We start from the raw sequence: 25,038 nt of genomic DNA, 5'->3' as shown, positions 1-25,038 counted from the left end.
CATGCGATTCCAAGCAACGACAAATGAAGATTCCCAGTCTTCGCCGATTGTGTCCAGTTGCCCATTGGAACAACCGCCGATTGGGCTGTGTGTTCCCGGCTAACTCTTTGCACCGGTTCGGGAACCCGTCCCAATAATAGTCGGACCCGCAGCCCTGCGTTGAATTGACGAGTCCCGCCAGGCGAGCATAGGTTCCGCGCCATCGGGGCTGCGGGGAGCGCTTTCCCGGAAAAAAACTAGGACAGGGTCTGGGCGCCCGATGCGCGGCATCGGCGGTGGCAACGCTTTGCGCCCGATTTCCGTCCCGGATCAAGAGTGACCGCGTGAGCCATATGGGCGGAACCGGCTTCCATGCCGACGAAAACCGCAACCTCCGACACGGTGCCCGGCCCGGCGCGGCCGGATGGTGTGGCCATAGCGGCATCAGGCTGGTGGTTGTCGCCGCTTGTGCTTGCCTCTGGCTTTCATCCGGTGCCTTCGCGCAGACCGCAAGCCAGATCACCCCGCCCACCTTTCGGCCACCACCCGGGCCGGACACGGCAGGTGTCTCCATTCCCGAAAGCAAGGGGCTGGAGGCACCCGCCGGCGCGGAGAAGCTGAAGGTCAGGCTTGCCGGGGTGCATATCGAGGGCGGCCTTGCCGATATGACGGATGCAACGCGCGAGATCACCGCCGGGCTTTCCCGCCGCACGGTCACGGCGGCCGAAATCTTCGTCGCGGCGCGCCAGTTGGAAGCCGAATACGCGCGCTCCGGCTATGTGCTGGTGCGGGTGGTGCTGCCGGCGCAGAAACTGACCAACGGCGCGACGTTGCGGCTGATCGTCGTCGATGGTTTCCTCGAAAAGATCGACACTGGCAATCTGCCGGAACGGATAAGGGGCAGGGTCGACGCGACGCTGGCGCCGCTGGTCGGGAAAAAAGGCATCAAGCTGTCCGCGATCGAACGCAAGCTGCTGCTGGCCGGCGACACGCCGGGCGCCAGGCTGCGCTCGACGCTGAAGGCGGGCTCGACCAAGGGCGCCAGCGTGCTGGTCATCGACGGCAAATACCGGCCGATCGGCGGGCAGCTCACCGTCGACAATTCGCTGTCGCCTTCGCTGCAGCGCTGGTCGACCGGCGTCGGCGTCGATTTCAATTCATTGCTCGGTCTCGGCGAGCTCGTCTACCTCCGGGCCGGTGGATATCCCGATGGCGGCGACCAGGGCCTGTTCAGCGACCATCCGCGCAACCGCAACTCCGCCGCCGGCATCGTCGTCCCGATCGGCTATGACGGGCTGACGCTCAATCTTGAGGCCAGCCGCACGCGCGCCAATCCGGACGCCGAGCCCGGTTCATTGGGCTTCGGCAGCGAATTCGAGCGCTATTCGGCGCGGCTGCGCTATCCCTGGATCCGCAGCCGAGCGCTGACGGTAAGCAGCCAATTGTCCTTCGACGCGCAGAACGATTATCTCAATGCCGTCACGCCGGTCTCGCTGCCCATCGCCGAGGACCGGCTGCGCATCATCCGGTTCGGCACCGACGCCACCTGGTTCACGCCGCTCGGCGGCGTGTTCGTCGGCAATGTCACGGCATCGTTCGGCATCGATGGCCTCGGCGCGCGTATGGCAGCCGACGCCACGCCGCTCCTGCCGCTGTCGCGCCAGGGCGCCGACGCGACGTTCCAGAAACTCGAAATCTCGGCCAGCTACAGCCAGACGCTTGCCAAGCATGTCGGGCTCGACCTGTTCGCCCGCGCGCAGACCTCCTTCGGCAAGCCGCTGCTGCAGTCAGAGCAGATCGGCCTTACCGGCGCGACCGGCCTGTCGAGCTTCGATGCCGGCGCGCTGCAGGGCGATTCCGGCTACGTGGTTCGCGGCGAACTGTCCTCGCCCTGGTACGTGCCCTTCACGGGCGGCGTGGTCCAGTTCTCGCCTTACATCTTCGGAGCTGTCGGCGAAGTCAGACTGGAAATGCCGACGGCGCTCGAGAGCGCCAGCATCGTCGGGGCCTCGTACGGGCTCGGCGTCAAGCTCGGCATGGCCTTGGCAATCGACCCCACCAACACCAGCCTGACCCTCGAATGGGGCCGTCAGCACCGTGACGATCATCAGCCCATCAGCGATCGCTTCTCGCTGAGCGGCGCCATCCAGTTCTAGGTCCTACCATGCGCGACACATTTCCCCTTCTTCGCACCGCGAACCTGCCGCTGACGGCGCTGCTGCTCGCCTCGACGGCGCTTGTCGGCTTCACCTCGGCCAGGGCGCAGGAACTGCCGACGGGCGGCAGCGTCGCGTCGGGCGGCGTGACCATCTCCCAGCCGTCTGCCTCGCAGCTTGCGATCAAGCAGTCGACCAATTCGGCCATCGTCAACTGGCAGAGCTTTTCCATCGGCGCCGGCGCACGCGTCGACATCGACCAGCCGACATCGTCCTCGGTGATGCTCAACCGCGTCACCGGCAACACCAAGTCGACCATTGCCGGCCAGCTCAACGCCAATGGCCAGGTGTTCCTGGTCAACCCGAACGGCATCGCCATCTCCAAGACCGGCAAGGTGAGCGCCGCCGGCTTCGTCGGCTCCTCACTCGACATCGACGACGAGGACTTCAAGGCCGGAAGGCTCACGTTCAAGGGCAAGGGCGCTTCCGCCGCCGTTTCGAACGAAGGCTCCGTCTCGATCGGCCCGGGCGGCTATGCGGCCTTGATCGGCGGCAGTGTCGACAATTCCGGCACCATCAGCGTGCCGCTCGGCAAGGTCGGGCTGGGCTCCGGCGAGGAGGCGACGCTCGATCTTTCCGGCGATGGCTTTCTCCAGGTGGCGGTGCCGACCAAGGCGGACGGCACGGGTGCGTTGGTCTCCAATTCGGGCGTGATCAGCGCCAATGGCGGCCGCGTCGAGATCAAGGCCGCTGCCGCCAAGGAAGCGGCGCGGCAGGCCGTCAACATGTCGGGGCTGGTCGAGGCGCGCACCGTCTCCGGGCAGTCCGGCGAGATCGTGCTTGGCGGCAGCGACGGCTCGGTCGAAGTGTCCGGTACGCTCGGCGCTTCGGCCAAGGCCGGCGGCAAGGGCGGCAAGGTGACCATCACCGGCCGCAAGCTGAAGCTCAAGGGCGCTGTTGTCGATGCCTCGGGCAAGGATGGCGGCGGCGCGGTCAGGATCGGCGGCGACAAGCAGGGCTCCGGCACGCTGCAGCATGCCGAAACGACCGAGATCGACAAGGACACGACGATCAGCGCCGATGCGACCGGCAATGGCGACGGCGGCACGATCATCGTCTGGTCGGACGAGCGGACGAATTTCGCCGGCAAGATCTCGGCGCGTGGCGGCGATATCAGCGGCAATGGCGGCTTCGTCGAAGTCTCCGGCAAGCAGCGCCTCGACTTCACCGGCTCGGCGGATCTGCGCGCACGCTTCGGCGACACGGGCGACCTGCTGCTCGATCCCTACAACGTCACCATCTCCAATGCCGCCGGCAACACCGGCGGCAGCATGAGCGCCAACACCAATGACAGCGTCATCAACGTCACGACGCTGCAGAACCTGCTCGCGAGCGCCAACGTCACCATCTCGACGGGCAGTGGCGGTTCGCAGGCCGGCGACATCACAATTGCCGTGCCTATCGCGTGGAGCGCCAACACGCTGACGCTCGACGCCTATCACTCGATCGTCTTCAATGCGAATGCCACGATCGGCGGCGTCGGTGGCCTGGCGCTGGTCACCAATGATGGCGGCTCCGGCGACACGATCTCCTATGCGCTCGGCGCGTCGGCCACTTTCACCGGCACGCCGGGCGCGCAGGCGCTGTCGGTCAACAGTCAGAGCTACACGCTGATCTACGACATCAACGGGCTACAGGCGATCAACAGTGATCTCAGCGGGCGCTATGCGCTCGCCAACACCATCGATGCCAGCGACACCTACAACTGGAACGGCGTCAAGGCCTTCATCCCGCTCGGCACCGACGGCAACACCAACATCCTGAACGGCGGCAACGGCTTCAACGGCACGTTCGACGGCCTTGGCAACACCATCGACTACCTGCGCTCGACACCGGGCGGGGCAAACTATGCCGGCCTGTTCGGCTATATCGGCGGTGGCGGCGTGGTGCGCAATGTCGGGCTTGTCGATGCCTCCGTCATGGCGTCCCGCTTCACAGGCGCCATCGCCGGTTGGAACAAAGGCTCGATCTCCGGCGTGTGGGCGAGCGGGCAGATCCATGGCGCCGGTATAACAGGCGGATTGGTCGGCCAGAATGATGGCTCGATCACCCAATCCTTCTCCACGGTCGGCGTCAACGCGCGCGACTTCAATAGCGTTGGCGGGCTTGTCGGCTCCAACGGCACCGGCGGGACAATCAGCCAATCTTATTCGTATGGCTGGGTCCTCGGGTCGAGGTTTGTCGGTGGGCTTGTCGGCCTGAATATGGGATTGATCAGCGACGCCTATTCAACCGGCCCGGCCAGCGGGACCTATGGCGAGACAACGATCGGTGGGCTGGTCGGCTACAATATAGGCGCCGTCACCAATGGCGCCTTTGACATGACGACGTCGGGCTTGAGCAACGCCTTTGGCAGCGGCAGCAACGCGGGCAGCGTGATCGGTCTTACCACCGCCGACTTCCAGAACGGCGGCGTCAACGGTTTGAGCGCCGCCTTCGGCGGCGGTTCGGGCGGCCTCTACCCTTATCTGAAAAGCTTCTATCCGAACGGGGTGCAGGCGATCTCCGGCATCGCCTACAAGGATAGCGGCGTCACCCCGCTGTCGTCAGGTACGCGTCAGCCGATCTATGTGAAGAACCCAGGGCTCGTCACGGCGGTCGCCAATGGCGTCGACCTCGGCACGGTGTCCACCGGCGTCAACGGCTACTATTACATCGCGACGCCGAACGGCACGATCGGCAGCAGCGTGCTCGTCTATACCGTACAGGACGGCGGCCCCGATGCCGCCGGGGCGCAGAACGCGGTGACGCTCCGGACGGGTCTGTCGGGCGGCAATGTCGCCAACCTCAATGTCTATGGCAACTGGCGCCTCGATGAGGTCGACAGCTCGGTCACGTCGCTTTCGGCGCTGCAAGACATTGCAGCGACGACCGTCGGATCGACCTATGTCGGCAGTCTGTCCTTTGCCAATTGGCAGATCGAGACGGCGTCGACGACATTCGCGCTCGATCAGACGGTGTCGACCGGCAGCGGCACTCTGGCGCTGTCGTCGAACGGCACGGTCACGCAGACGAGTAGCCTGAGCGCAGGCTCGCTATGGCTTGGCGGCACGGGCGCTTTCAACCTGACCAATGCCGGCAACCAGGTCGGCACGGTCGCCGTCAATGCCGGATCGGTCAACCTGGCGAATCTCGGCGGCCTCGTCATCGGCAGCGCCGGAAGCGCGCGCGGCGTGACGACGACCGGCGCCAGTACGACGGGTCAGGTCCAGCTTCAGACGTCCGGCGACCTGACGATCGCCGCGGCAGCCAAGGTCAGCGGTACCGATCCGGTGCTGGCGGCAGGCGGCAAGTTCATCAACAGCCGCGGCAGCGATGCCGTGACCGCGACCAGCGGACGCTGGCTGGTCTACGCGGCCGCGCCGACAGGCAACACGTTCGGCAATCTCAACAGCAACAACACGGCGATCTGGAATACGGCGGCCGGCGCTACGGTAAGCGCGAGCGGCAATCGCTATGTCTTTGCCTACCAGCCGACGCTGAAGTTTACCTCCCAAAATACTTCGAAGACCTACGGCGATACCGCCATGCCGACATTGACCTACACGGTGTCGGGCTATCGGGCAGGGGCGGCCAATGCCTATCTCGGCGACAGCGCCGGCGACACTTTCACCGGCGCGCCGTCGCTCTCCACCCCCAATCCGCTTGCCACTCAGCAGCTCGGAGCTGGGACTTACACGATTACCGTCGGCGCTGGCGATATCACTGTCCTGAACGGCTATGGGCTCGCCTTCGACAGTGCCGGGTTGTTCACCGTCGCGAAGCGCACGGTCACGGTCACGGCCGATGCCGATCAGCACAAGATTTATGGCGATGCGGATCCTGCATTAACCTATTCGGTTTCGGACCTCGGCAGCGGCGTGGCGCTGGCGGGCTCGCTCGGCCGGGAAGCCGGCGAGGACGTCGGCAGCTACACCATCGACCAAGGCACGATGACCAATGCCAACAATTCGAACTACGACATAACATTCGTCGGCGCAGATTTCACCATCGGCAAGCGGGGCATCACCGTCACGGTCAATGCCGATCAGGGCAAGGCCTATGGTGATACCGATCCGACCCTGACCTATTCGGTTTCCGACCTTGGCAGCGGCGAGGCGCTTGTCGGCTCGCTCGATCGGGCTTCCGGTGAGAATGTCGGCAACTATGCCGTCGGCCAAGGCACGCTGACCAACGCCAACAACTCGAACTACGACATCACTTTTGAAGGTGGCGCCGACTTCGATATCGCCAAGCGGGCCGTGACGGTGACGGTGAATGCCGGGCAGGGCAAGACCTATGGCGATAGCGATCCGTCGTCCTACGGCTACACCTACAGCAGCCTCGGCAACGGCGTCGCTTTGGTCGGCGCGCTCGACCGTATGGCGGGCGAGAATGCCGGCAATTACGCCATCGATCAGGGCATGCTGACCGACGCCAACAATTCGAATTACGACATTACGTTCGAGGGCGACAACTTCACCATTGGCAAGCGGGCCGTGACGGTGACGGTGAATGCCGGGCAGGGCAAGACCTATGGCGATAGCGATCCGTCGTCCTACGGCTACACTTACAGCAGCCTCGGCAGCGGGGTGGTGCTTTTCGGCACGCTCGATCGGGCAGCCGGCGAAAATGTCGGCGATTATGCGATCGGGCGGGGCACACTGACCGATGCCAACAATTCGAACTATGACATCACGTTCGAGGACGACAACTTCACCATCGGCAAACGGGCCGTGACGGTGGCGGCGACGGCCGGCCAGGGCAAGATCTACGGCAACGCCGACCCGTCGTCCTACAGCTACACCTATAGCGACCTCGGTAGCGGCGTTGCGCTGGTCGGCGATCTCGATCGCGAAACGGGTGAGAACGCCGGTAGCTACGTCATCGGCCAGGGTATGCTGACGGGTGCCGCAAATTCCAACTACGACATCACCTTCGTCGGCGCCGATTTCAGCATCGCCAAGCGGGCCATTATCGTCACGGCCGATGCCAAGAGCCGGCCGCAAGGTGCTGCCAATCCCCCGCTTACCTACAGCATCGGCGGGCTGGGCCTTGCCGCCGGCGATACGCTCACCGGAGCGCTTTCGACCGAAGCGACCACCGCAAGCGGCCCTGGCAGCTATGCCATCGAGCAAGGCAGCCTGAGTGCCTCGGCGAACTACGATCTGAGCTATGTCGGTGCGAATCTGGTGGTACAGGCGAGCGGGGTCGTGCCGACAACCGAGGTCGCAAGCACGGTAGGCCATAATTTTGCAGCCCGAGGCAACGGCGCTCCGCTGCCGGTCGTCTTCTCAGGGGCCGCTCCTGGCGCCGACCCGCAGGCGATCGTCGAGGATCCACGCTTCGATGATGCCACATTCTGCCGTGCCGTCGGAACGGTCGCCGACATTTGCGCGCCGGCATTGGCCGGGCAGCCCGGCGCTGGTCGATAGTGCGCCGATATCGATACTCGGCGCGGCCTTTGCAGCCCGCGGATGGCGGCCTATCGTGGCGATCGATGGCCGAGCATGGTGCGGCCTTTGCCACAGAGTGAAACGATGCCGAGATCAATCAGGACCCTGACCGCCAGCGAAGTGGAGACGCTTGTCGACTGGGCGGCGAGGGAGGGCTGGAATCCGGGGATGGACGATGCCACGGCGTTTCGAGCGGCCGATCCGGATGGATTCATCGGCGCCTTCGTCGGCAGCGAGATGGTGGCGGGCATTTCGGCCGTCGCATACGGCTCGGGCTTCGGCTTCATCGGCCTCTATATTTGTCGGCCCGACCGGCGTGGCGAAGGTCACGGCAAGGCGGTCTGGAACGCGGGCATGGCGCGCCTCGGCAACCGCATCATCGGTCTCGACGGGGTGGCCGAGCAGCGGGCCAACTACCGGCGCATGGGCTTCGTGCCAGCCTATGAGACCGTCCGCCACAGCGGCCGCCCCGTCGGCTTGTCTGGGGGCGGCAAGATAAGGCCGGTGACGGCCGCCGACGTGGCCGGGATATTTGCCTACGACCGCCAGTGCTTCCCGGCGCCGCGCGAGGTCTTCCTTGGCGAGTGGCTGCGGCAGCCCAGGATTGCGCTGCTCTCAGCCGGATCCGACCGTATCGCCGGTTATGCCGTGGCGCGCCGGTGCCGGGAGGGTTTCAAGGTCGGGCCGCTGTTCGCCGACAGGACGCAGCTCGCCCTGGCAATGGTGGCGGACCTCTCGGACGCAACCGCCGGCGAGGAATTGCATATCGACGTGCCGGCCGGCCAGGTTCAATTCACCGCCATGCTTCAGGCCGCCGGCATGGTTGCGGGCTTCACGACGACACGCATGTACAAGGGCGGCAAGCCCGGCGACGCCCCCTCGACGGTTTTCGGCGTCACGACGCTCGAGCTGGGCTGATCGCGCGCTGAGATCATTGTTTTGCCTCGCTGGTCCATGCGACATGGCTCAATGACGTGGTTGCCTTTGTCGGGCTGCGTTTCGCGGAGGTTGTCGAATGGCTGGAAGGACGGTCCTCATCGCCGGCGGCGCCGGGGGAATGGGTTTGGCGACCGGGCTGCGTTTCGCCGCCGACGGCGAGCGGATCGCGCTCGCCGATCTTGCCGGCCCCAAGCTCGACGCCGCCGTGGCGCGGATTGCCGCGACCGGGGCCGACGCTATCGGCTTGCCGCTCGACATCCGCTCAGTCGCCGCCTGCCGCGGCGTGGTGGGCAAGGCCAGGGACTGGGGCGGCGCGATCGACATTCTCGTCAACGCCGCAGGGGTCTGGCTCGAGGGGCCAGCGAACGAGGTCGAGGAGGACCAGTGGAACCTGGTGCTGGACGTCAACCTCAAGGGCGCGTTCTTCCTGATCTCGGCGGCCATCCCGCATCTGTCGACGGCGCAAGGCGTGATCGTCAACATCGCCTCCGACGCCGGCATCGTCGGCAACAATGGGGCGGCCGTCTATTGCGCCTCGAAGGGCGGGCTGGTGCTTTTGACCAAGGCTCTCGCCCTGGAACTCGCGCCGCAAGGCATCAGGGTCAACGCAGTCTGTCCCGGCGACACGGCAACGCCGATGATCGAATATCAGGCCAAGACCTATGGGGCGGACGATCCCGACGGCTACAAGCGCCGGCTCCTGGGGCACTATCCGCAAGGGGACAAAGCAAGGTTCATCCAGGTGGAGGAGATTGCGTCCTTCATTCACTACCTTTGCCAACCGGGCGCGGCGCCGATCACCGGGGCCGCGCTTTCGATCGATTTCGGCGTCAGCGCCGGCTATTGAACCCGCGTGGGATCGGTTTCATCGCGGTTATGATTGCCCGCGCCGGCATGCCGGCATCCGCACTCTGGAGAGCAAATGATCGTGTTTCGCAAATCCCGCAAGGCTCTGGTGACCGGCGCGGGCGCCGCTGACGGCATCGGCATGGCGATCGCGCGGGCGCTGGGCGAGGCCGGTCTTTCGGTCACCCTCACCGCTTCTTCCGCACGGGTCGAGCAGCGAGCGGAGGAATTGCGGGCGGATGGGCTGGACGTCCGCGCTGTGGTGGCCGACCTGACGCTTTCGGGCGATGTCGAGCGCCTATGCTCCGACGCCGGCGAAATCGACATCCTCGTCAACAATGCCGGGATGGGCACCGTCGCCCAGCCGGCATTGCAGCGGCGGTTTCTCGACCTCAGCGAAATCGAATGGGACCGCGGCATCGACGTCAGCCTGAAAACCGCCTTTTTGAGCACGCGCGGATTTCTGGCCGGCATGGTGCGGCGAGGCCATGGGCGCGTCGTCAACATGGCCTCGGTGACGGGGCCTTACGTGTCCAATGAAGGCGAGGCCGCCTATTCGGCGGCCAAGGCCGGCATGATCGGGCTGACGCATGCGCTCGCCCTTGAGGTCGGCCGCAGCGGCGTCACCGTCAACGCCGTGGCGCCTGGCTGGATCGCGACGGGCGCTTCGACGCCCGAGGAGCTGGTCGCCGCGCGCAACACGCCGCTTGGCCGCGCCGGCAGCCCCGCGGAAGTGGCGGCCACTGTGCTGTTCCTGGCATCCGACGCGGCGAGCTACGTCAACGGCGCCGTTCTGGTCGTGGACGGCGGCAACATCCTGCAGGAACGCAAGGGATAATCCTGAGCGCGAAAGCCAAAAATGTAAGGAGACGGTAGCGGGAGGGCGCTACATCGTGAGACTATCTAGGAGGCACTCTTCTGGGTGGCGTTCAGTCTAAAGCGTCAAAATAACCAGAGGGCCCGAGGTCAGGCGCTCCCAAATCTTGCCTTAACCTAGATTTGTGCTTGGCATGAGCTCTTTGGCGGAGGGTTCGGCTACGGTTTGGGTCCGGGCTCCGCCGCCTTCGCGAGCGAAGATCTTTGAGCCTCTGTAGTTCGGCGCAACCATCGGGTATTCTGACTTTTCTCGCGGTATTCATCTGGAGTGAGCCCGTAGTGTACCGCGAGATGCCGTTTCTGTGATTTATACGATTTTCGCACGGAATATCTTTAAACCTGGAGGCGCGATCCCTACGTTGTTTGTCGTTATGTCTATCAAGGCAAAACCGATGTAACATCGCTGTCGGCCACGCTCCCTCATGGGGGACTCGGGAAGCGCGGTCATTTTCCGATACAACGAGCAGCCCAAACGTTCGACACGCGCCTAGTGCGTCGAGCGCGTCGGTGCGCAATCTCCCCGCTTAAATGACCAACACCAGCCGGGTGGCCGTCGGGTGAACGAACCCGAGCGCCCATAGGAAACAAGAGATGGAAGCCCTAGAATATCTCGGCCCGATGAAATGGACGGCGATCGAGATCGCCGTGCCGGTTATCGTGCTGGCGATCCTGTTCTGGCGGAGCGGCATGGTTCGCTACATCCCGAATGACAGGCTCGGCATCTTGGAAAAACTATGGAGCTTTCGCGGCTCCGTCAGGGATGGCTTCATTGCGCTGAATCGTGAGGCAGGCTACCAGCCGGAAGTTGTGCGCGGCGGCCTGCATTTCTTCATGCCGTTCCAATATTCGATGCATCGCGCCAATCTCGTTACCATACCGCAGGGCCAGATCGGCTACGTCTTTGCCCGTGATGGCAAGCCGCTGCCTCCGACGCAGACACTTGCTTCCAACACAGAGGCCGATGATTTCCAGGATGTGCGCGGCTTTCTCGAAAAAGGCGGACAGAAAGGACCGCAGCGCAAGATTTTGCGTGAAGGCACCTATGCCATCAATCTCGCACAATTCATCGTGCTCACCGCCCAGTCGACCTATGCCGTCAATCTGAGCGCTTCGGAACAAAGCCTTTTTGCCAATATGTCGAGCATGATCTCGGAGCGGGGCGGCTTTGAGCCGGTCGTCATCCACAATGCCGAGGACATGATCGGTATCGTCACCATCCATGACGGTCCGGCCCTGCCGGACGGCGAGATCATCGCGCCGACCGTGGCCAACGATCCGAACGACCCGAACTTTCACAACAATTTCCAGGACCCGGAGAAGTTTCTCAATGCCGGTGGCTACCGTGGCCGGCAGTTGCAGGTGCTGGCCGACGGCAGCTACTTCCTCAACCGCATTTTCGCGACCGTCGAACTGGCCGGAAAGACAGTCATCGACGTCGGCACTGTGGGTGTCGTCGTCTCTTATAACGGCCGCCACGGCACGGACCTATCCGGTCAGGCATACCGTCACGGCGAGTTGGTCGAAGTCGGCTCACGCGGTGTCTGGTCGACGCCGCTGCTGCCAGGCAAGTATGCGTTCAACACCTATGCCGGCAATATCATCACCGTGCCGACCACCAACTTTGTGCTCAAATGGACGAAGGAGCAGTTTGGCGAACACAGGCTGGATGAGAACCTGTCGGAGGTGTCTTTGATCACCAAGGATGCGTTCGAGCCTGTGCTGCCGCTCTCCGTCGTCGTGCATATCGACTATATGAAGGCGCCGCTCGTGGTGCAGCGTTTCGGTGACATCAAGCGGCTGGTCGAACAAACGCTCGATCCGATGGTTTCTGCTTACTTCAAGAATATCGCCCAGACAAAGACGCTGATCCAGCTTCTGCAGGAGCGTAGCGATATCCAGCGCAAATCGGGCGAGGAGATGCGCGAAAAATTCAATTCCTACAGCCTCGAGCTGCAGGAAGTGTTGATTGGCACGCCCCGTGCTGCCAATGGCCAGAACAGCATCGAGCAGATACTGATCCAGCTGCGCGAGCGCCAGATCGCAGTCGAAAAGGTCGAGACCTATAAATTGCAGGAGAGGGCGGCCACTCAGGAACGCACGTTGCGTGAGAAAGAGGCGCTCGCCGAACAGCAAGCCAAGATCACGACGTCGGCCCTTACCATCGAGATCAGTGAGAACGAGGGCAAGGCGCAACTCGCCCGCACCCGCCAGGAGGCGGAAACCATTCAGGTCACTGCCAAGGCAGAGGCCGAGAAGGTGCGCCTCGCCGGCCAGGGCGAGGCCGACATGATCAAGGCTGTCGCGCTTGCCGATGCCGAACGCATCAAGGCGACTGGTTTTGCGGAGGCCGAGAAGGTGCGCGCTATCGGTCTGGCGGAGGCCGAGGCCACCGAGAAGAAGGTCGCGGCCTTCGGCGGCCCGGACTATCAGCTCAACTCGCAGGTTCTCATGCGCTTCGCCGAGGCGATCGAGAATGGCAGGCTGCCGCTCGTGCCGCAGATCCAGATCGGCTCTGCCGGTGGCGAGAAGGGGGCTGCCAACGGCCTTGTCGAGATGATGCTTTCGATGCTCGTTGCCGACCGGGTCGGACGGCAAACCCTGCCGGATGAGATCCCGGCACCCGTTGCGGAGGATTGATTGGGAATGGGCCGGCTGTACCGGCCCATTCGCTCTCTACCGAAACATGCCACGGCGAGACGCAGGAACCCGGCCGATCCGTCCGGTGACCCGACCTTACGTGTCCAATGAAGGCGAGGCCGCCTATTCCGCGGCCAAGGCCGGCATAGCCGCGGCGCCGTCGTGACAGGCTCACCGAAGGCGGAGGGCGGCGTTTGTCCGGGGCAGTGTCTCATGCAGCTGCATCGACTGCACATTTCTGCGCGAATCGTCTCAATCTGCACCTTTCGTCTGGCGTATTTCAATCAAGGTTAGCCAGACTCAGGAAAAGCGTGCTTCCGTTCAGGTAGAGAAATGCGAAATTGAACAGGGGCACTATGGCCCTGACACCGCCGAAGGTATTTCGTTCGATTTTGATCGATTCTGAGACCTTCGTTTTCGGTCGCGACTATATCGTGGTGTCGCGTCCGTCACCGGCTTGGACAATGGGTTAGATGCAAATAGCGGCACAATTACTTGCTGCGCTTGGCGACAGCATTGAGGCCATCAAAGCGCATCTCTCGGGCATGGACGGCTCCACGCTCGAACGGCTGCTGGAAACCGTTCCCCGTACCTCGCCCGTCGGTAGCGCCGAGATGGTGATGATCATTCTGCTCTATCGGGAGATAGAGCGTCGGCAGACAGAAGATAGAAACTACCATTGAATTTTTCGCGCGGAGCGGACGGTGCCGATATTGCGCTGAAGAATGAGGGAGGGGCGCGGCTGAGCAGCGTCCGTTCGTGGATAAAACAGTGGAAGTCCGAGTCGACGCAGCATCCCATTTGCTGAGGTCAGCGATTCGAGACGCTCCCCTAGCCGCGGGCTTAGGCTCGCTCACGGCCCGTTCGGCTGCAATGCGCCGGGCACAATCAGTGTTCCTTGGTCGCGTTGCGGATATCTGAAGCCAATATAAAACAGGCCTATGATCAGCAGGCAGATCGCCAGAACGGTGACGAATGTCCTTCCTGAATTTTGGGCGGGCTGTTTGTCTTCCATGGCAATTCGCCTTGCACGTAAACTCAGAGAATACGGGCAGGGTTCCGAGTCAGTGGGAGTTTGAAGATCTTCCTAACTCGCCGATGTGCTTCCAAGCCTAGCGACGCGGCACAGCGCGATAATTTTCGCTGAGGATGCGGATCAAGCGGTAAGTGTGCTGCATGTTCGTGTCTCCTTGGTGCTTTGGTTGATGCCGGCATTCGACTGGCGGCTTTCAATCGGCCGCGTGCGTAGGCTGTTCGGTTTCGTCTAGGGGTGATGATGGGACGCGGCGGGTCTGCCAATGGCGAGGCAGGTCGCGCATGTGCCCTGCAGCTCGACTACGCGGCGGGCGATGCGAAAGCCTAGCGAAGCAGCATCGCGGTCGACAGCGCTCTCGATGGTCGGGTTTTCGAGCTCGGCCGCCCCGCCGCTTGACGTTTCACCGATCATTGGTACGCTGCTGGAGAACAATATTCGTAAATACGGAACCAATGATGAGTCTGACCGAAGCCGAAACCGTGGACTGGGCCGCCGCGCGCAAGGAGATGGAGCGCTGGTACTGGTGGGGCATCCCCACTTTCTTCCGCGCGCCCTGGGACGAGGAACCGGGGGGCAGCGAGATCGCCGTGCTCGGCGTTCCGCACTCCTCGGGCAATGGCTCGACCGAGCGCGACCAGCATCTGGGACCCCGCGCCGTGCGTCATGTCTCGGCGCTCTACCGGCGCGGTCATGGCCGTTTCGGTTTCGTGCCGTGGGATGTCTGCAAGATCGTCGACGCCGGTGACGTGCCGCTGCCGGAAGCGATGGTGAACGACACCAGCGTTCGCCATATCGAGCTCTATGCGAAGCGCTTCGCCGCGGCCGGCACCCGCGTGGTGTCGATCGGCGGTGATCACTCCATCACCGGGCCGCTGCTCAAGGCGGTAGCCGGGCCGGGTTCGCCGATGACGGACGGCAAGCCGGTGGCGCTGGTGCATTTCGATTCCCACACCGACAGCTACCATCACCTGCCGCATTGGCTGGGCAACCGCCGCTCGGCGGCGCACTGGAGCAGCTACACCGCCATCGAAGGCAATGTCGATCCGACGCGCTCCTCGCAGATCGGCATCCGCCCGAATGTCGGCACGCCGGGTTCGCGCAACACCAGCGAAGAACTGGGCTACCGCGTCATCGGCATGGACGAGATCGAGCGCGACGGCTGGGAGAGGGTGGCGAGCCAGGTGCGCGACCGCGTCGGCGACGCGCCGGTCTACGTCACCTTCGACCTCGACGTGCTCGATCCCGCCGACGCCCCAGGCGTATCCAACATCGAACCGGGCTATCCGGGGCTCAGGATCGGCGACGCGGTGCGCATCCTGCAGAGCCTGCGCGGGCTCAACATCGTCGGCGGCGACATCGTCTGCCTGATGCCGACCAAGGACAGCCCCAACCAGATCACCGCGATGAACGCCATGGTCGTGGCCTTCGAGATGATCTGCCTGATGGCGGACCGCATGCGGACCGACAAGCCGGAACACAGGCCGGCGTGAGGCGGCCCGGCGCCATGCCATGCCGCACGCCGCCGTCAACGCGGCGGCGGCGTCAGCACGAACAGCGCCTTGGCCGGCTCGGTGGCGGAAGCGTTGGCGAAGGTGTGGGCACGGCGCGGATCGAAGGCGATCGAGTCTCCCGTGCCGAGCTCGTGGGTGGTGTCCTCCACCACGATGCGGATCGCGCCTTCCAGCACGAAGACGAACTCCTCCTCGCAGGCCAGCGTGTAGAGCTTCTCGCCGCCGGTGCCGCCGGGCTCGATCTCGGAGAAGATTACTTGCAGCCGCTTCGCCTCCGCCGGCGAGATAAGATAGTCGCAAACCCCGGTGCCGCCGAAGCGGATGGGCGGTCGGTCGTTGGCGCGCACGACGCCCGAGCGCGCCGGCGTGAACAGGTCGCCCACCGGCAGCGCCAGCACCTCGCACAGGCGCACCAGCGAGGCAACCGACGGCGAGGTCTTGTCGCGCTCGATGTCGCTCAGGAAGCTCTTCGTCAGGTCGGCGGCGCCTGCCACCTCGTCCAGCGTCATGTCGAGGTCACGCCGTCGCGCGCGCAGCAGCCTGCCGATATTGGGGGCGGGACGCCGGCTGGATGGTGAATCTGGCACGAACGCCTCCTCTGATTCGGGATGTTTCCAAGCACTATGCCACAGCTATAGCCGGCAAGGGCGCGCTTGAGGATGTTCGTTTATAGCGAATTATGTTGACTATGTAAGAACTTTAAGCAAGCCTGATGCAAGGCCGCCAAGAGCCCGAACCCAGAGGTGAACCATGTCCAGAAAACTGATCTGCCTTCTCGCACTTCTCGTCGCCACGCCCGCCATGGCCGAGGGGCCGGGCTTCATCGCCGGCGGCAAGCTGCAGGCCTGCGTCGACCCGACCTTCCCGCCGATGGAGTTCGTCAAGACGCCGGGCCAGCCGCCCGTCGGCATCGACGTCGATGTCGTCAAGGCGCTCGCCGCGCACTGGAAGGTCGACGCCAACATCACCGCGATGGACTTCAACGGATTGTTGCCGGGCCTCGAATCCAAGCGCTGCGACATCGTCATCAGCGGCGCCCTGCTCAAGCCCGAGCGGCTGGAGAAGTTCAGCGGCGTTCCCTACCTGAAGACCGGCGTCGTCATGATCGGCAAGGCCGATGACGGCACCGCCTACAAGAGCTATGAGGACTTCTCCGGCAAGGTCGTCGCCGTGCAGAGCGGCACCTCCTACATCGACCTTCTGAACAAGGTGAACGACGACCTCGCCAAGGCGGGCCGCGACAAGATCGTCCTGCAGACCTATCCCAAGCAGACCGACGCCATCCAGCAGGTGATGGTCGGGCGCGCCGTCGGCACGATCAGCCAGGACACCGAATTCGCCTATCGCGACCTGCAGCAGCCGGGCGAACTGAAGATCCTCTATTCGGCCGGCGCCGCCGACCAGTACGCGGCCTATTTCCGCAAGGACGCCGCCGACCAGGCGGCCGTGGCCGACGCGGTCAAGGCGCTGATGGCCGACGGTACGATGAAGACCATCGCGGAGCAGTGGAAGCTGCCGCCCTCGACGGTAACGGGCGTCGGCGAATAGTCAGCGGACGAGGCCGCGGTGAGCTTCAACACGGATCTGTTCTGGTCGGCGCTCTTTTCCGCGACCTTCTTCCAGGCCGCGCTGATCGCGCTGGCGCTGACAATCCTAGCCCATGCGGCGGCGATCCTGCTGTCGCTGCCGCTGGCGCTGGCGCTCGACGGCAAGCGCGCCTGGCTGCGCTGGGCCGCGACCGCCTATGTCGGCCTGTTCCGCGCCTTGCCTGCGCTGCTTCTGCTGCTCTTCGTCTGGAATGGCCTGCCGCAGATATCGCCAGTCTTCCGCGAGCCCTGGTTCTCGCCCTTCATCGCCGCCTTCGTGGCGCTGACGCTGAACGAGGCGGCCTACCAGGTGGAGATCAACCGCGCTGCGCTCAGCGCCGTGGACGGCGGACAATACCAGGCGGGCGCGGCACTCGGCCTGCGCAAGCCGCAGGTGTTCTTCCTGATCGCCGTGCCGCAGGCGCTGCGCGTCGCGCTGCCGCCGACGGTCAACGAGTTCATCAGCCTCTTGAAGACCACGTCGCTCGCCTCGGTCATCTCGCTGACCGAACTGATGGCGGTGACTCAACAGAGCGTCGCCTCGTCGTTCCGCTATGCGGAGTACTACGCCGTCGCCTCCATCTACTATCTGGCCACGGTCTACGCGCTGATGGCGCTGCAGAAGCGCTTCGAGCGGCGCTTTGCCTGGGCGAAGCCCGGCGACCATGCCGCCGGCGCGCCGCATGGCTGACGCGGCGGCGCCGCGACCACAAAAATCCTGACATCGAGGAGCCAGAAGGTGACGGACACAGCCTCCAATCATTTTCCCGACCACGCCGACGTGGTGATCGTCGGCGGCGGCGTAGCCGGCTGTTCCATCGCCTACCACCTCACCAAGCTCGGCATCACCGACGTGGTGCTGTGCGAGCGCAAGCAGCTCACCTGCGGCACGACATGGCATGCCGCAGGCCTGGTCACGCAACTGCGTGCCACGCGCCAGATGACGGAGCTAGCCAAATACACCGGCGAGCTGTTCGCCAGCCTCGAGGAAGAGACAGGGCAGGCCACCGGCTTCATGCGGCGCGGCTCGTTGCGCGTTGCCCGCACCGAGGCGCGGCTGGAAGAACTGGCGCGGGGCGCGTCGATGGGGCGCAATTTCGGGCTGCCGGTCGAAAAGGTCAGCCCCGGCGAGATCAAGGAGCGCTGGTCGCCGATCGACCTCGACGGCATCGTCGGCGGTTTCTGGTTTCCGCATGACGGCCAGGTCAATCCGGCCGACGTCACCATGGCCTACGCCAGGGGCGCTCGCATGCGCGGCGGCAGGATCCTCGAGAATACGAAAGTGAACAAGATCCTGGTCGAGAACGGCCGCGCCATCGGCGTGTTGACCGACAAGGGCGAGATCCGCGCCTCGCGAGTGGTGATCTGCGGCGGCATGTGGTCGCGCGATCTCGCCGCTACCGCCGGCGTGACGCTGCCGTTGCACGCGGCCGAGCATTTCTACATCGTCACCGAGACGATCCCCGAGCTGCCGCGCAACCTGCCTGTGCTGTTCATGGGCGACGAGTGCGCCTACTACAAGGAAGACGCCGGCAAGCTGCTGCTCGGCTGCTTCGAGCCAAACGCCAAGCCGTGGGGCCACAAGGGCATTCCCGAGGATTTCTGCTTCGATTCCCTGCCGGAGGATTTCGAGCATTTCGAACCGATCCTGGAGATGGCGACCAAGCGCGTGCCGTTGCTGGCCGAGGCCGGCATCAAGCTGTTCTTCAACGGCCCCGAAAGCTTCACGCCCGACGACCGCTACCTGATCGGCGAAACGTCGGAGGTGGCCGGGCTGTACTGCGCCTGCGGCTTCAACTCGATCGGTATCCTATCGTCGGGCGGCGTCGGCAAGGCACTGTCGGAATGGATCCGCGACGGCCGCCCGCCGGTCGACCTCGCCGATGTCGACGTGCGCCGCACCATCTCCTTCCAGTCCAACAAGAGCTATCTTTACGACCGCACCACCGAGACGCTCGGCCTGCTCTTCGACATGCATTGGCCCTACCGCCAGTTCGCTACGGCGCGCGGCATCAGGCGCAGCCCCTTCCACGACCGGCTGCTCGCCGAAGGCGCCTTCATGACCGAGGCTGCCGGTTTCGAACGGCCAGGCTTCTTCGCCGGAGCGGGCATGAAGCCTGAGATCGAATATTCCTACGGAAGGCAGAACTGGTTCGACCTCACCGGCGCCGAATGCCGCAACACGGCAACGAACGTCACGCTGTTCGACCATTCCTGCTTCGTCAAATACGAGGTCGAGGGACGCGACGCGCTGAAGGTGCTGAACCGTATCTGCGCCAACGATATCGATGCGCCGGTCGGCCGCGTCGTCTACACGCAATGGCTGAATGAGCTCGGTGGCATCGAGGCCGACGTGACCGTGACGCGGCTTTCAGAAAGCACCTTCATGGTGGTGACGATCGCGATATCGCAGCGGCGCGATCTCACGTGGCTGACGCGGCATATCCCCGAGGGCGCCCATGTCTTCGTGCGCGACATCACATCGGGCCTGCCGATGCTGGCCTTGATGGGACCGAAGGCGCGCGACCTGCTCAAGGCGGTTTCGCCCGACGATTTCTCCGACGCCGGCTTTCCGTTCGGCACCAGCCGCGAGATCGACCTCGGTTACGCCCGCGTGCGCGCCAGCCGGCTGACCTTCGTCGGGGAACTGGGGTGGGAACTCTACATGCCGGCGGAATTCGCCGCCCATGTCTTCGACCGGCTGGTCGAGGCGGGCGCCGCCTTCGGGCTGCGTCATGGCGGCTATTTCGCCATCAACTCGCTGCGCATGGAGAAGGGCTATCGCCACTGGGGCCACGACATCGGCGAGGAGGACTCGCCGCTGCAGGGCGGGCTCGGCTTCTCGGTCGCCTTCGACAAGCCGGGCGGCTTCATCGGGCGCGGGGCGCTGCTGCGCCAGAAGGAAGCCGGCCCGATACGCCGCCGGCTGGTGCAACTGCGGCTGGAGGACGAGTCCGCGCCGCTGCTCTATCACCACGAGCCGGTCTGGCGCGACGGGCGCATCATCGGCTCGGTCACTTCGGGCGCCTACGGGCACCGCCTCAGCGCGTCGCTCGGCATGGCCTATGTCGAGTGCGCCGACGGCGTCACCGACGCCTACCTCGCCTCGATGCCGCTGGAAGTGGAGATCGCCTGGAAACGCTATCCGGCTCGGGCGCAGCTCAAGAGCTGGTATGACCCCAAAGGGGAACGCATCAGAGGCTGAGCCGCGCTGGGGCAATTCCAGCGGCTGCGCGACCCGAAAAATGAAGGCTCGCTTCCTTGGCCAAAAGGGAAGCGGGCCTTGGCCGTTGAGCGTACTCATTGCCCTATCGTTTTGTGAGAAACGCTTCTTACGAGCGACGGTCCTGAAGACGGTTCCAGGCGTGCATGCGGTTGGCGATCTGCACCGTGATCGGATGGAACGGAACCGGTTTCATGTCGGTGACCGGCAGCGGCATCTGCCCGTCGCTGCGGCGGCCTGCCGCCCAGCGGCCGATCTCCTGGCCGAGCGACATGGAAAGCGCCACCCCGCGGCCCGAATAGACGCCGCCGAAGACGAGACCGGGTCCCAACCGGTAGAGGCGAGGCCTGCGGTCAGGCACCACCGCAAAGGTGCCGTGCCAGTATTCGACCATCTCCGGCTCGCCGCCGAAAGCCCGAAATGCCTTGCCGAGCATCCGCGAGACCTTGGCGCGGCCGCGGTCGGCCTCGTTCAGCCAGAACGTATGCGTGCCGCCGCTGACCAGCCGGTTGTCACGGTCATAGTGGAAGTAGCGCAGGTCGCTGCGCATGTCGGACACGGCCGGATTGCCGACAAGGATTTTGGCGCGCAATGCCTCGGGCAGGGGATTTGTCGCCGCCTGGAACACCTTGAAGGGCACGAGCGTCTTCTTGAGCCCCGGCCAGATGTCGCCGGTCAGCGCGTTGGTCGCCAGAACCACCTCCGGCGCCGTGACACTTCCCGTCGCCGTGAAGACGCGCCAGCCGCCTTCCAGGCGCTCGATCCGCTCCGCGCGCGAGTTCTCGTGGATGGTCACGCCTTCGCGTTCCAGCGCGGCCGCCAGGCCGATGGTCATGGCGAACGGATTGATGTGGCCCGAATTGTGGACCATCCAGCCGCCGAGATAGGGGCTGCCGATGCGCGTGCTGGCTTCCGCGCGGTCGAGCCAGGAGACATTTGCGCCGAAGGCTTTCCATTCGTCATGGAACTGCCGGGCGCGGGCGAGAGTCGCCTCCGTGTGGGCTGGCTGGATCCAGCCTTCCTGCACCTGATGGGCATCGATGTTGAAGCGTTGCATCAGGCCGAAGGCGACGCCGGCCCCGTCCGCCACCATGCGGTTGTAGCGGGCGCCGACGGTCTTGCCGTAGGCGGCCTCGAATTCCGAAGGCGATGCCTTCGCGTGATGCGAGATGACGAGGCCGTTGTTGCGGCCGGAGGCCGCGGAGCCGATCTCGTTGCCCTCCAGCAATATGACGTCGACGCCGCTGTCGCGCGCGCCGAGTGCCGCGGCCATGCCGGTGAAGCCGCCGCCGACGACCAGCACATCCGTTTTCAGATCGCCTTGGAGCGCCGGCGCCGTTTCGCGCGAGCGCGCGGTCTTGCGCCACAGATGCGGCGTCTTCCAGTCGACCTCAAACATGAAGGACCGCCTCGCTGGCGCCGCCGAGATAATGCTCGCTCAATGCGGAGTGCTCGGCCATCTCCTGGGCCGGGCCGTGCAGCTTCACCTTGCCCGTGTTCAGGAGATAGGCGTAGTCGCCGCATTCGAGCGCGAGCTGGACGTTCTGCTCGACGAGCAGGATCGAGATGCCGTTGCGCGACAGGTCGAGGATGATGCGGAAGATCTGGTGCACGATCTTCGGGGCGAGGCCGAGGGACGGTTCGTCGAGCATCAACAGCTTCGGCTCGGCCATCAGCGCGCGGCCGATCGCCAGCATCTGTTGCTGCCCGCCGGACATCCGGCTCGCTATGCTGTTGCGGCGCTCCTTGAGCACCGGGAAGAGATCGAACGCCTCGGCGCGAAGCGCCTCAAAGCTCTTGCCGGCGCGGCCGATATGAGCGGCGACCAGGTTCTCCTCCACCGTCAGGCGCTGGAAGATCTGACGGCCTTCAGGGCAATGGGTGATGCCGAGGCGCACGACCTGCTCCGGACGCATGCCGGTGATGTCGCGTCCCTCGAAGGTGATCGCGCCCGCGCTCGCCCGCGCGACGCCGGAGATGGAATTGAGCAGCGTCGTCTTGCCCGCGCCGTTCGGGCCCAGCACGACGACGATCTCATGCGGATCGACTTCTATGTCGACGCCTTCAAGAACGCCGACGCGTCCGTATCCCGAGCTGAGCCCGGCGATCCTGAGCAGCGGCCCGGATGTCGTCGATGTCATTGGCGGTTCCCAGATAGGCGAGTTGGACGTCGGGGCTCGCCTGCACCTCGGCGGGCGTGCCCTGGAACAGCAGCTTGCCGTGATGCATGACGATGATGTTGTCGCAGAGCGACATGACCAGATCCATGTCATGCTCGACGATGATGGTGATCCGGTCGGGCAGGCGCAGGGCGGCGAGCCTTGCGGTCAGTTCCGCCGTCTCGTGATGATTGAGGCCGGCTGCCGGCTCGTCGAGCAGCAGCACGCGCGGATTCGGGACGAGCGCGCGGGCGATCTCCAGCATGCGCTGCCGGCCATAAGGCAGGCTGCCGGCCTCCGCCTCCGCGTAGCCCTGCAGATCGAAGAAACGCAGGATCTCCATGCATTTCTCGCGCCGTCTTTCGCGCCTGGCCGAGGCGTAGGGCGGCCACATCACTTCCTTCCATGTGCCGCCGACATCGGCCGGGTAGAAGCACACTTCGAGGTTTTCGAGCACCGTCATCTGATCGAAGAGGCGGATATTCTGGTAAGTGCGGGCCACGCCGGAATTGGCGATCTCGTATTTCTTAAGCATGTCGAGGCGTTTGCCGTCGAGCGCGATCGATCCCGAGGAGACGCTGTAGGAGCCGGCGGTCATGTTGATGAGCGTCGACTTGCCGGCGCCGTTCGGCCCGATCACGCCGTGGATCAGCCCCGGGGCGAAGGAGGCCGTCACGTCGTCGATGGCGACGACCTGGCCGTATTGCTTTCGCAATCTGTCGAAGGCGAGCGTCATTTGCCGAAAAGCCTCCGGATGAGCTTGTCCGGCCCGAAGCTGCGCGGCACGATTCCCGCCGGGCGCACGATGATCAGGAAGATCATCAAGAGCCCGAGGAAGAGGATGCGCCATTCGGCGAACTCGCGCAGCACTTCCGGCAAGAGCATCAGGATCGCAGCGCCCGCGACGATGCCTAAAATGTTGCCGATGCCGCCGATCACGATCATCAGCACGATCAGCACGGATTCCTGCAGCGTGAAGCTCTCCGGGCTGACGAAGCGCTGGGAGGCGGCGAAGATCGCGCCGGCGATCGAGCCGATCGTCGCCGACGTGGCGAAGGCCGCCAGCTTGGCGTTGGTGGTGTTGATGCCGATGCCGCGCGCGGCGTCCTGGTCCTCGCGGATGGCCGCCCAGGCCTTGCCGAGGATGGAGCGCTCCAGCCGCCAGACCAGTGTGCCGACCACGAGCACGGTGACGAGCAGCAGCCAGAAGAAATCGATCGGACGGGCGACCTGAATGCCGAGGATCGAGGCCTTGTCGAGGCGGGGAATGCCCTTCGGCCCGCCGGTGAGCCAGTCGAGATTGTTGATGATGATGCGGATGATCTCGCCGAAGCCGAGCGTGACTATGGCGAGGTAGTCGCCGCGCAGCCTCAGCACCGGTATGCCGAGCAATATGCCGGTGACCGCGCCAAGGCATGCGGCGACCAGGAGGATGATGAGGAACGGCCAGTGCAGGTCGAGCTGCGGGCTGGCAAGCAGCGCGTAGCTGTATGCGCCGACCGCGTAGAAGGCGACGAAGCCGAGATCGAGCAGTCCCGCATAGCCGATCACGATGTTCAGGCCGATCCCGAGCAGGATATAGATCAGCAGGCTGTTGATGACGCGGACATAGTAGTTGGGCAGGAAGGGGGTCGCTACGATCAGCGCGATCGCGATGGCGAAGAAGAGGAACGAAATGGCCCGTCCCGAACGCGGCTTGGCGGTGGTGAGGGTCTCGGCGACGGACATCAGAACTCCCTCTTGTACACGATGCTTTCCTCGGAAACGGCCTCGCCCAGAATGCCGGCGGGACGGACCAGAAGCACGAGTATGAGGATCGCGAAGGACAGCACGTCGCGGTATTCGGTGCCGAGCACGCCATGGGTGACGACGGGCAGCAGCGCCGTTCCGCCAACCTCGACGAAGGCGAGGATGAAGGCGCCGAGCATAGCGCCGGGAATGGAGCCGATGCCGCCGAGGATCGCTGCGGTGAAGGCTTTCAGGCCGATGACGGCGCCCATGGTCGGCGTCATGATGCCATAATAGCTGGCGTAGAGGATGCCGCCCGCCGCGCCGAGCAGCGGCCCGACGAAGAACACCATCGAGATCGCGCCGTTGACGTTGATACCCAGAAGCTGGGCTGTCGGGCGGCTTTCCGAGACGGCGCGCACGATGATGCCGATGCGGCTGCGGTTGACGAGGAAATGCAGGCCGAACATCAGCGCGAAGGCGGCGATCAGGATGCCGATCTGCACCGAACTGACCGTGCCGCCCAGCACCTCGTAGCGGACGGCGGGAAAGAAACTCGGAAAGGCGACAGGCTGCGGACCGGCAAGGATCTGGATGCCCGTGACCAGCGAGAGCGACACGCCGAGCGAGGAGAGCATCGGCGCCAGACGCGTGGAATTTCGCAATGGCTTGTAGGCGACCCTTTCGATGCCGACGCCGATGACGCCGACCAGGAAGATGGCGATGACAAACGCCGCCGTGAGAGCGATCGCGCCCGTCGCGCCGACATCGCCGACGAGCATGCTGAGCAGTAGAAAGGCGACGTAGGCCCCAAGCATGAACATCTCGCCATGGGCGAATTGATCATGCGCAGCACGCCGTAGACCA

At 64.4% G+C, this 25,038-nt stretch carries 18 protein-coding genes and 1 pseudogene; 11 read left to right on the top strand and 8 right to left on the bottom strand.

All coding sequences use genetic code 11. The annotated features are described in order from the left end of the window. Positions 1-332 precede the first annotated feature (332 nt). The 5 genes from WDX12_RS02480 to WDX12_RS02460 all read left to right on the top strand — a co-directional run bounded on the left by WDX12_RS02480 (position 333) and on the right by WDX12_RS02460 (position 10,253). Positions 333-2,135 (top strand): ShlB/FhaC/HecB family hemolysin secretion/activation protein, encoded by a 1,803-nt coding sequence (locus tag WDX12_RS02480; RefSeq protein ID WP_434725762.1) that lies wholly within the window; start codon positions 333-335, stop codon positions 2,133-2,135. Between the two features lie 8 nt (positions 2,136-2,143). Further along, positions 2,144-7,609 carry an MBG domain-containing protein gene (locus WDX12_RS02475; RefSeq protein WP_434723808.1) on the top strand — a complete coding sequence of 1,822 codons (5,466 nt, stop codon included), beginning with the start codon at positions 2,144-2,146 and terminating at the stop codon, positions 7,607-7,609. A gap of 105 nt (positions 7,610-7,714) precedes the next feature. Then, the gene (locus WDX12_RS02470; protein WP_434723807.1) at positions 7,715-8,548 is read left to right on the top strand and encodes a GNAT family N-acetyltransferase; all 834 of its coding nucleotides are present in this window, start codon (positions 7,715-7,717) and stop codon (positions 8,546-8,548) included. A 97-nt stretch (positions 8,549-8,645) separates the two neighbouring features. Continuing rightward, a complete protein-coding gene (locus WDX12_RS02465; RefSeq protein ID WP_320293241.1) occupies positions 8,646-9,416 on the top strand; it encodes an SDR family NAD(P)-dependent oxidoreductase in 771 nt (256 codons plus the stop codon). 75 nt (positions 9,417-9,491) lie between these two features. Then, the gene (locus WDX12_RS02460; RefSeq protein ID WP_434723806.1) at positions 9,492-10,253 is read left to right on the top strand and encodes an SDR family oxidoreductase; all 762 of its coding nucleotides are present in this window, start codon (positions 9,492-9,494) and stop codon (positions 10,251-10,253) included. A gap of 197 nt (positions 10,254-10,450) precedes the next feature. Here WDX12_RS02460 and WDX12_RS02455 read toward each other — a convergent pair. Next, positions 10,451-10,609, bottom strand: a pseudogene (locus WDX12_RS02455) (MucR family transcriptional regulator); the annotation flags it as partial. 273 nt (positions 10,610-10,882) lie between these two features. Here WDX12_RS02455 and WDX12_RS02450 point away from each other — a divergent pair. Together WDX12_RS02450 and WDX12_RS02445 are read left to right on the top strand one after the other, a co-directional pair. Beyond that, positions 10,883-12,928: an SPFH domain-containing protein gene (locus WDX12_RS02450; RefSeq protein WP_434723805.1), complete on the top strand. Its 2,046-nt coding sequence runs from the start codon at positions 10,883-10,885 to the stop codon at positions 12,926-12,928. A gap of 473 nt (positions 12,929-13,401) precedes the next feature. Further along, positions 13,402-13,611 carry a hypothetical protein gene (locus tag WDX12_RS02445; RefSeq protein WP_320293783.1) on the top strand — a complete coding sequence of 70 codons (210 nt, stop codon included), beginning with the start codon at positions 13,402-13,404 and terminating at the stop codon, positions 13,609-13,611. 170 nt (positions 13,612-13,781) lie between these two features. Here WDX12_RS02445 and WDX12_RS02440 read toward each other — a convergent pair whose 3' ends face one another. Then, positions 13,782-13,943 (bottom strand): hypothetical protein, encoded by a 162-nt coding sequence (locus WDX12_RS02440; RefSeq protein ID WP_434723804.1) that lies wholly within the window; start codon positions 13,941-13,943, stop codon positions 13,782-13,784. A 476-nt stretch (positions 13,944-14,419) separates the two neighbouring features. On the opposite strand from WDX12_RS02440, the gene WDX12_RS02435 reads away from it, so the two are divergent. Then, positions 14,420-15,454 (top strand): arginase family protein, encoded by a 1,035-nt coding sequence (locus WDX12_RS02435; RefSeq protein WP_434723803.1) that lies wholly within the window; start codon positions 14,420-14,422, stop codon positions 15,452-15,454. A 35-nt stretch (positions 15,455-15,489) separates the two neighbouring features. Here WDX12_RS02435 and WDX12_RS02430 read toward each other — a convergent pair whose 3' ends face one another. Next, positions 15,490-16,062 (bottom strand): helix-turn-helix domain-containing protein, encoded by a 573-nt coding sequence (locus WDX12_RS02430; protein ID WP_434723802.1) that lies wholly within the window; start codon positions 16,060-16,062, stop codon positions 15,490-15,492. A gap of 163 nt (positions 16,063-16,225) precedes the next feature. Here WDX12_RS02430 and WDX12_RS02425 point away from each other — a divergent pair, with 163 nt between their 5' ends. From WDX12_RS02425 to WDX12_RS02415, 3 genes are read left to right on the top strand one after another with little or no spacing between them, the layout of a single operon-like run. After that, on the top strand, positions 16,226-17,023 hold the full coding sequence (locus WDX12_RS02425) for a transporter substrate-binding domain-containing protein (protein WP_320293246.1): 798 nt from the start codon (positions 16,226-16,228) through the stop codon (positions 17,021-17,023). A gap of 18 nt (positions 17,024-17,041) precedes the next feature. Beyond that, positions 17,042-17,752: an amino acid ABC transporter permease gene (locus tag WDX12_RS02420; protein WP_434723801.1), complete on the top strand. Its 711-nt coding sequence runs from the start codon at positions 17,042-17,044 to the stop codon at positions 17,750-17,752. 48 nt (positions 17,753-17,800) lie between these two features. Then, positions 17,801-20,266 (top strand): GcvT family protein, encoded by a 2,466-nt coding sequence (locus tag WDX12_RS02415; RefSeq protein ID WP_434723800.1) that lies wholly within the window; start codon positions 17,801-17,803, stop codon positions 20,264-20,266. Positions 20,267-20,393: 127 nt separating this feature from the next. Here the strand turns inward: WDX12_RS02415 and WDX12_RS02410 are convergent, their stop codons facing one another. The 5 genes from WDX12_RS02410 to WDX12_RS02390 are packed head-to-tail and all read right to left on the bottom strand — an operon-like array spanning position 20,394 to position 24,989. Then, the gene (locus WDX12_RS02410) at positions 20,394-21,683 is read right to left on the bottom strand and encodes an NAD(P)/FAD-dependent oxidoreductase (RefSeq protein WP_434723799.1); all 1,290 of its coding nucleotides are present in this window, start codon (positions 21,681-21,683) and stop codon (positions 20,394-20,396) included. Beyond that, a complete protein-coding gene (locus WDX12_RS02405) occupies positions 21,676-22,425 on the bottom strand; it encodes an ABC transporter ATP-binding protein (RefSeq protein ID WP_320293250.1) in 750 nt (249 codons plus the stop codon). The genes WDX12_RS02410 and WDX12_RS02405 overlap by 8 nt, the downstream gene beginning before the upstream one ends. Beyond that, positions 22,349-23,179: an ABC transporter ATP-binding protein gene (locus WDX12_RS02400; RefSeq protein ID WP_434723798.1), complete on the bottom strand. Its 831-nt coding sequence runs from the start codon at positions 23,177-23,179 to the stop codon at positions 22,349-22,351. The genes WDX12_RS02405 and WDX12_RS02400 overlap by 77 nt, the downstream gene beginning before the upstream one ends. Further along, on the bottom strand, positions 23,176-24,171 hold the full coding sequence (locus WDX12_RS02395) for a branched-chain amino acid ABC transporter permease (RefSeq protein WP_320293252.1): 996 nt from the start codon (positions 24,169-24,171) through the stop codon (positions 23,176-23,178). The genes WDX12_RS02400 and WDX12_RS02395 overlap by 4 nt, the downstream gene beginning before the upstream one ends. Next, complete coding sequence (locus WDX12_RS02390) at positions 24,171-24,989, bottom strand: branched-chain amino acid ABC transporter permease (RefSeq protein ID WP_434723797.1); 819 nt, start codon at positions 24,987-24,989, stop codon at positions 24,171-24,173. The genes WDX12_RS02395 and WDX12_RS02390 overlap by 1 nt, the downstream gene beginning before the upstream one ends. Between the last annotated feature and the right edge of the window lie 49 nt (positions 24,990-25,038).

The organism is Mesorhizobium sp. RIZ17 (assembly GCF_051127865.1).
Classification (GTDB): Bacteria; Pseudomonadota; Alphaproteobacteria; order Rhizobiales; family Rhizobiaceae; genus Mesorhizobium; species Mesorhizobium humile.
This window is presented reverse-complemented; position numbering and strand designations above follow the sequence as displayed.

Excerpts from the sequence above, each read along its gene's own strand:
- WDX12_RS02480 (WP_434725762.1), top strand. The coding sequence starts at position 333 with ATGGGCGGAACCGGCTTCCATGCCGACGAAAACCGCAACCTCCGACAC.
- WDX12_RS02475 (WP_434723808.1), top strand. The coding sequence starts at position 2,144 with ATGCGCGACACATTTCCCCTTCTTCGCACCGCGAACCTGCCGCTGACG.
- WDX12_RS02470 (WP_434723807.1), top strand. The coding sequence starts at position 7,715 with ATGCCGAGATCAATCAGGACCCTGACCGCCAGCGAAGTGGAGACGCTT.
- WDX12_RS02465 (WP_320293241.1), top strand. The coding sequence starts at position 8,646 with ATGGCTGGAAGGACGGTCCTCATCGCCGGCGGCGCCGGGGGAATGGGT.
- WDX12_RS02460 (WP_434723806.1), top strand. The coding sequence starts at position 9,492 with ATGATCGTGTTTCGCAAATCCCGCAAGGCTCTGGTGACCGGCGCGGGC.
- WDX12_RS02450 (WP_434723805.1), top strand. The coding sequence starts at position 10,883 with ATGGAAGCCCTAGAATATCTCGGCCCGATGAAATGGACGGCGATCGAG.
- WDX12_RS02445 (WP_320293783.1), top strand. The coding sequence starts at position 13,402 with ATGCAAATAGCGGCACAATTACTTGCTGCGCTTGGCGACAGCATTGAG.
- WDX12_RS02440 (WP_434723804.1), bottom strand. The coding sequence starts at position 13,943 with ATGGAAGACAAACAGCCCGCCCAAAATTCAGGAAGGACATTCGTCACC.
- WDX12_RS02435 (WP_434723803.1), top strand. The coding sequence starts at position 14,420 with ATGAGTCTGACCGAAGCCGAAACCGTGGACTGGGCCGCCGCGCGCAAG.
- WDX12_RS02425 (WP_320293246.1), top strand. The coding sequence starts at position 16,226 with ATGTCCAGAAAACTGATCTGCCTTCTCGCACTTCTCGTCGCCACGCCC.
- WDX12_RS02410 (WP_434723799.1), bottom strand. The coding sequence starts at position 21,683 with ATGTTTGAGGTCGACTGGAAGACGCCGCATCTGTGGCGCAAGACCGCG.
- WDX12_RS02405 (WP_320293250.1), bottom strand. The coding sequence starts at position 22,425 with ATGACATCGACGACATCCGGGCCGCTGCTCAGGATCGCCGGGCTCAGC.
- WDX12_RS02400 (WP_434723798.1), bottom strand. The coding sequence starts at position 23,179 with ATGACGCTCGCCTTCGACAGATTGCGAAAGCAATACGGCCAGGTCGTC.
- WDX12_RS02395 (WP_320293252.1), bottom strand. The coding sequence starts at position 24,171 with ATGTCCGTCGCCGAGACCCTCACCACCGCCAAGCCGCGTTCGGGACGG.
- WDX12_RS02390 (WP_434723797.1), bottom strand. The coding sequence starts at position 24,989 with ATGCTTGGGGCCTACGTCGCCTTTCTACTGCTCAGCATGCTCGTCGGC.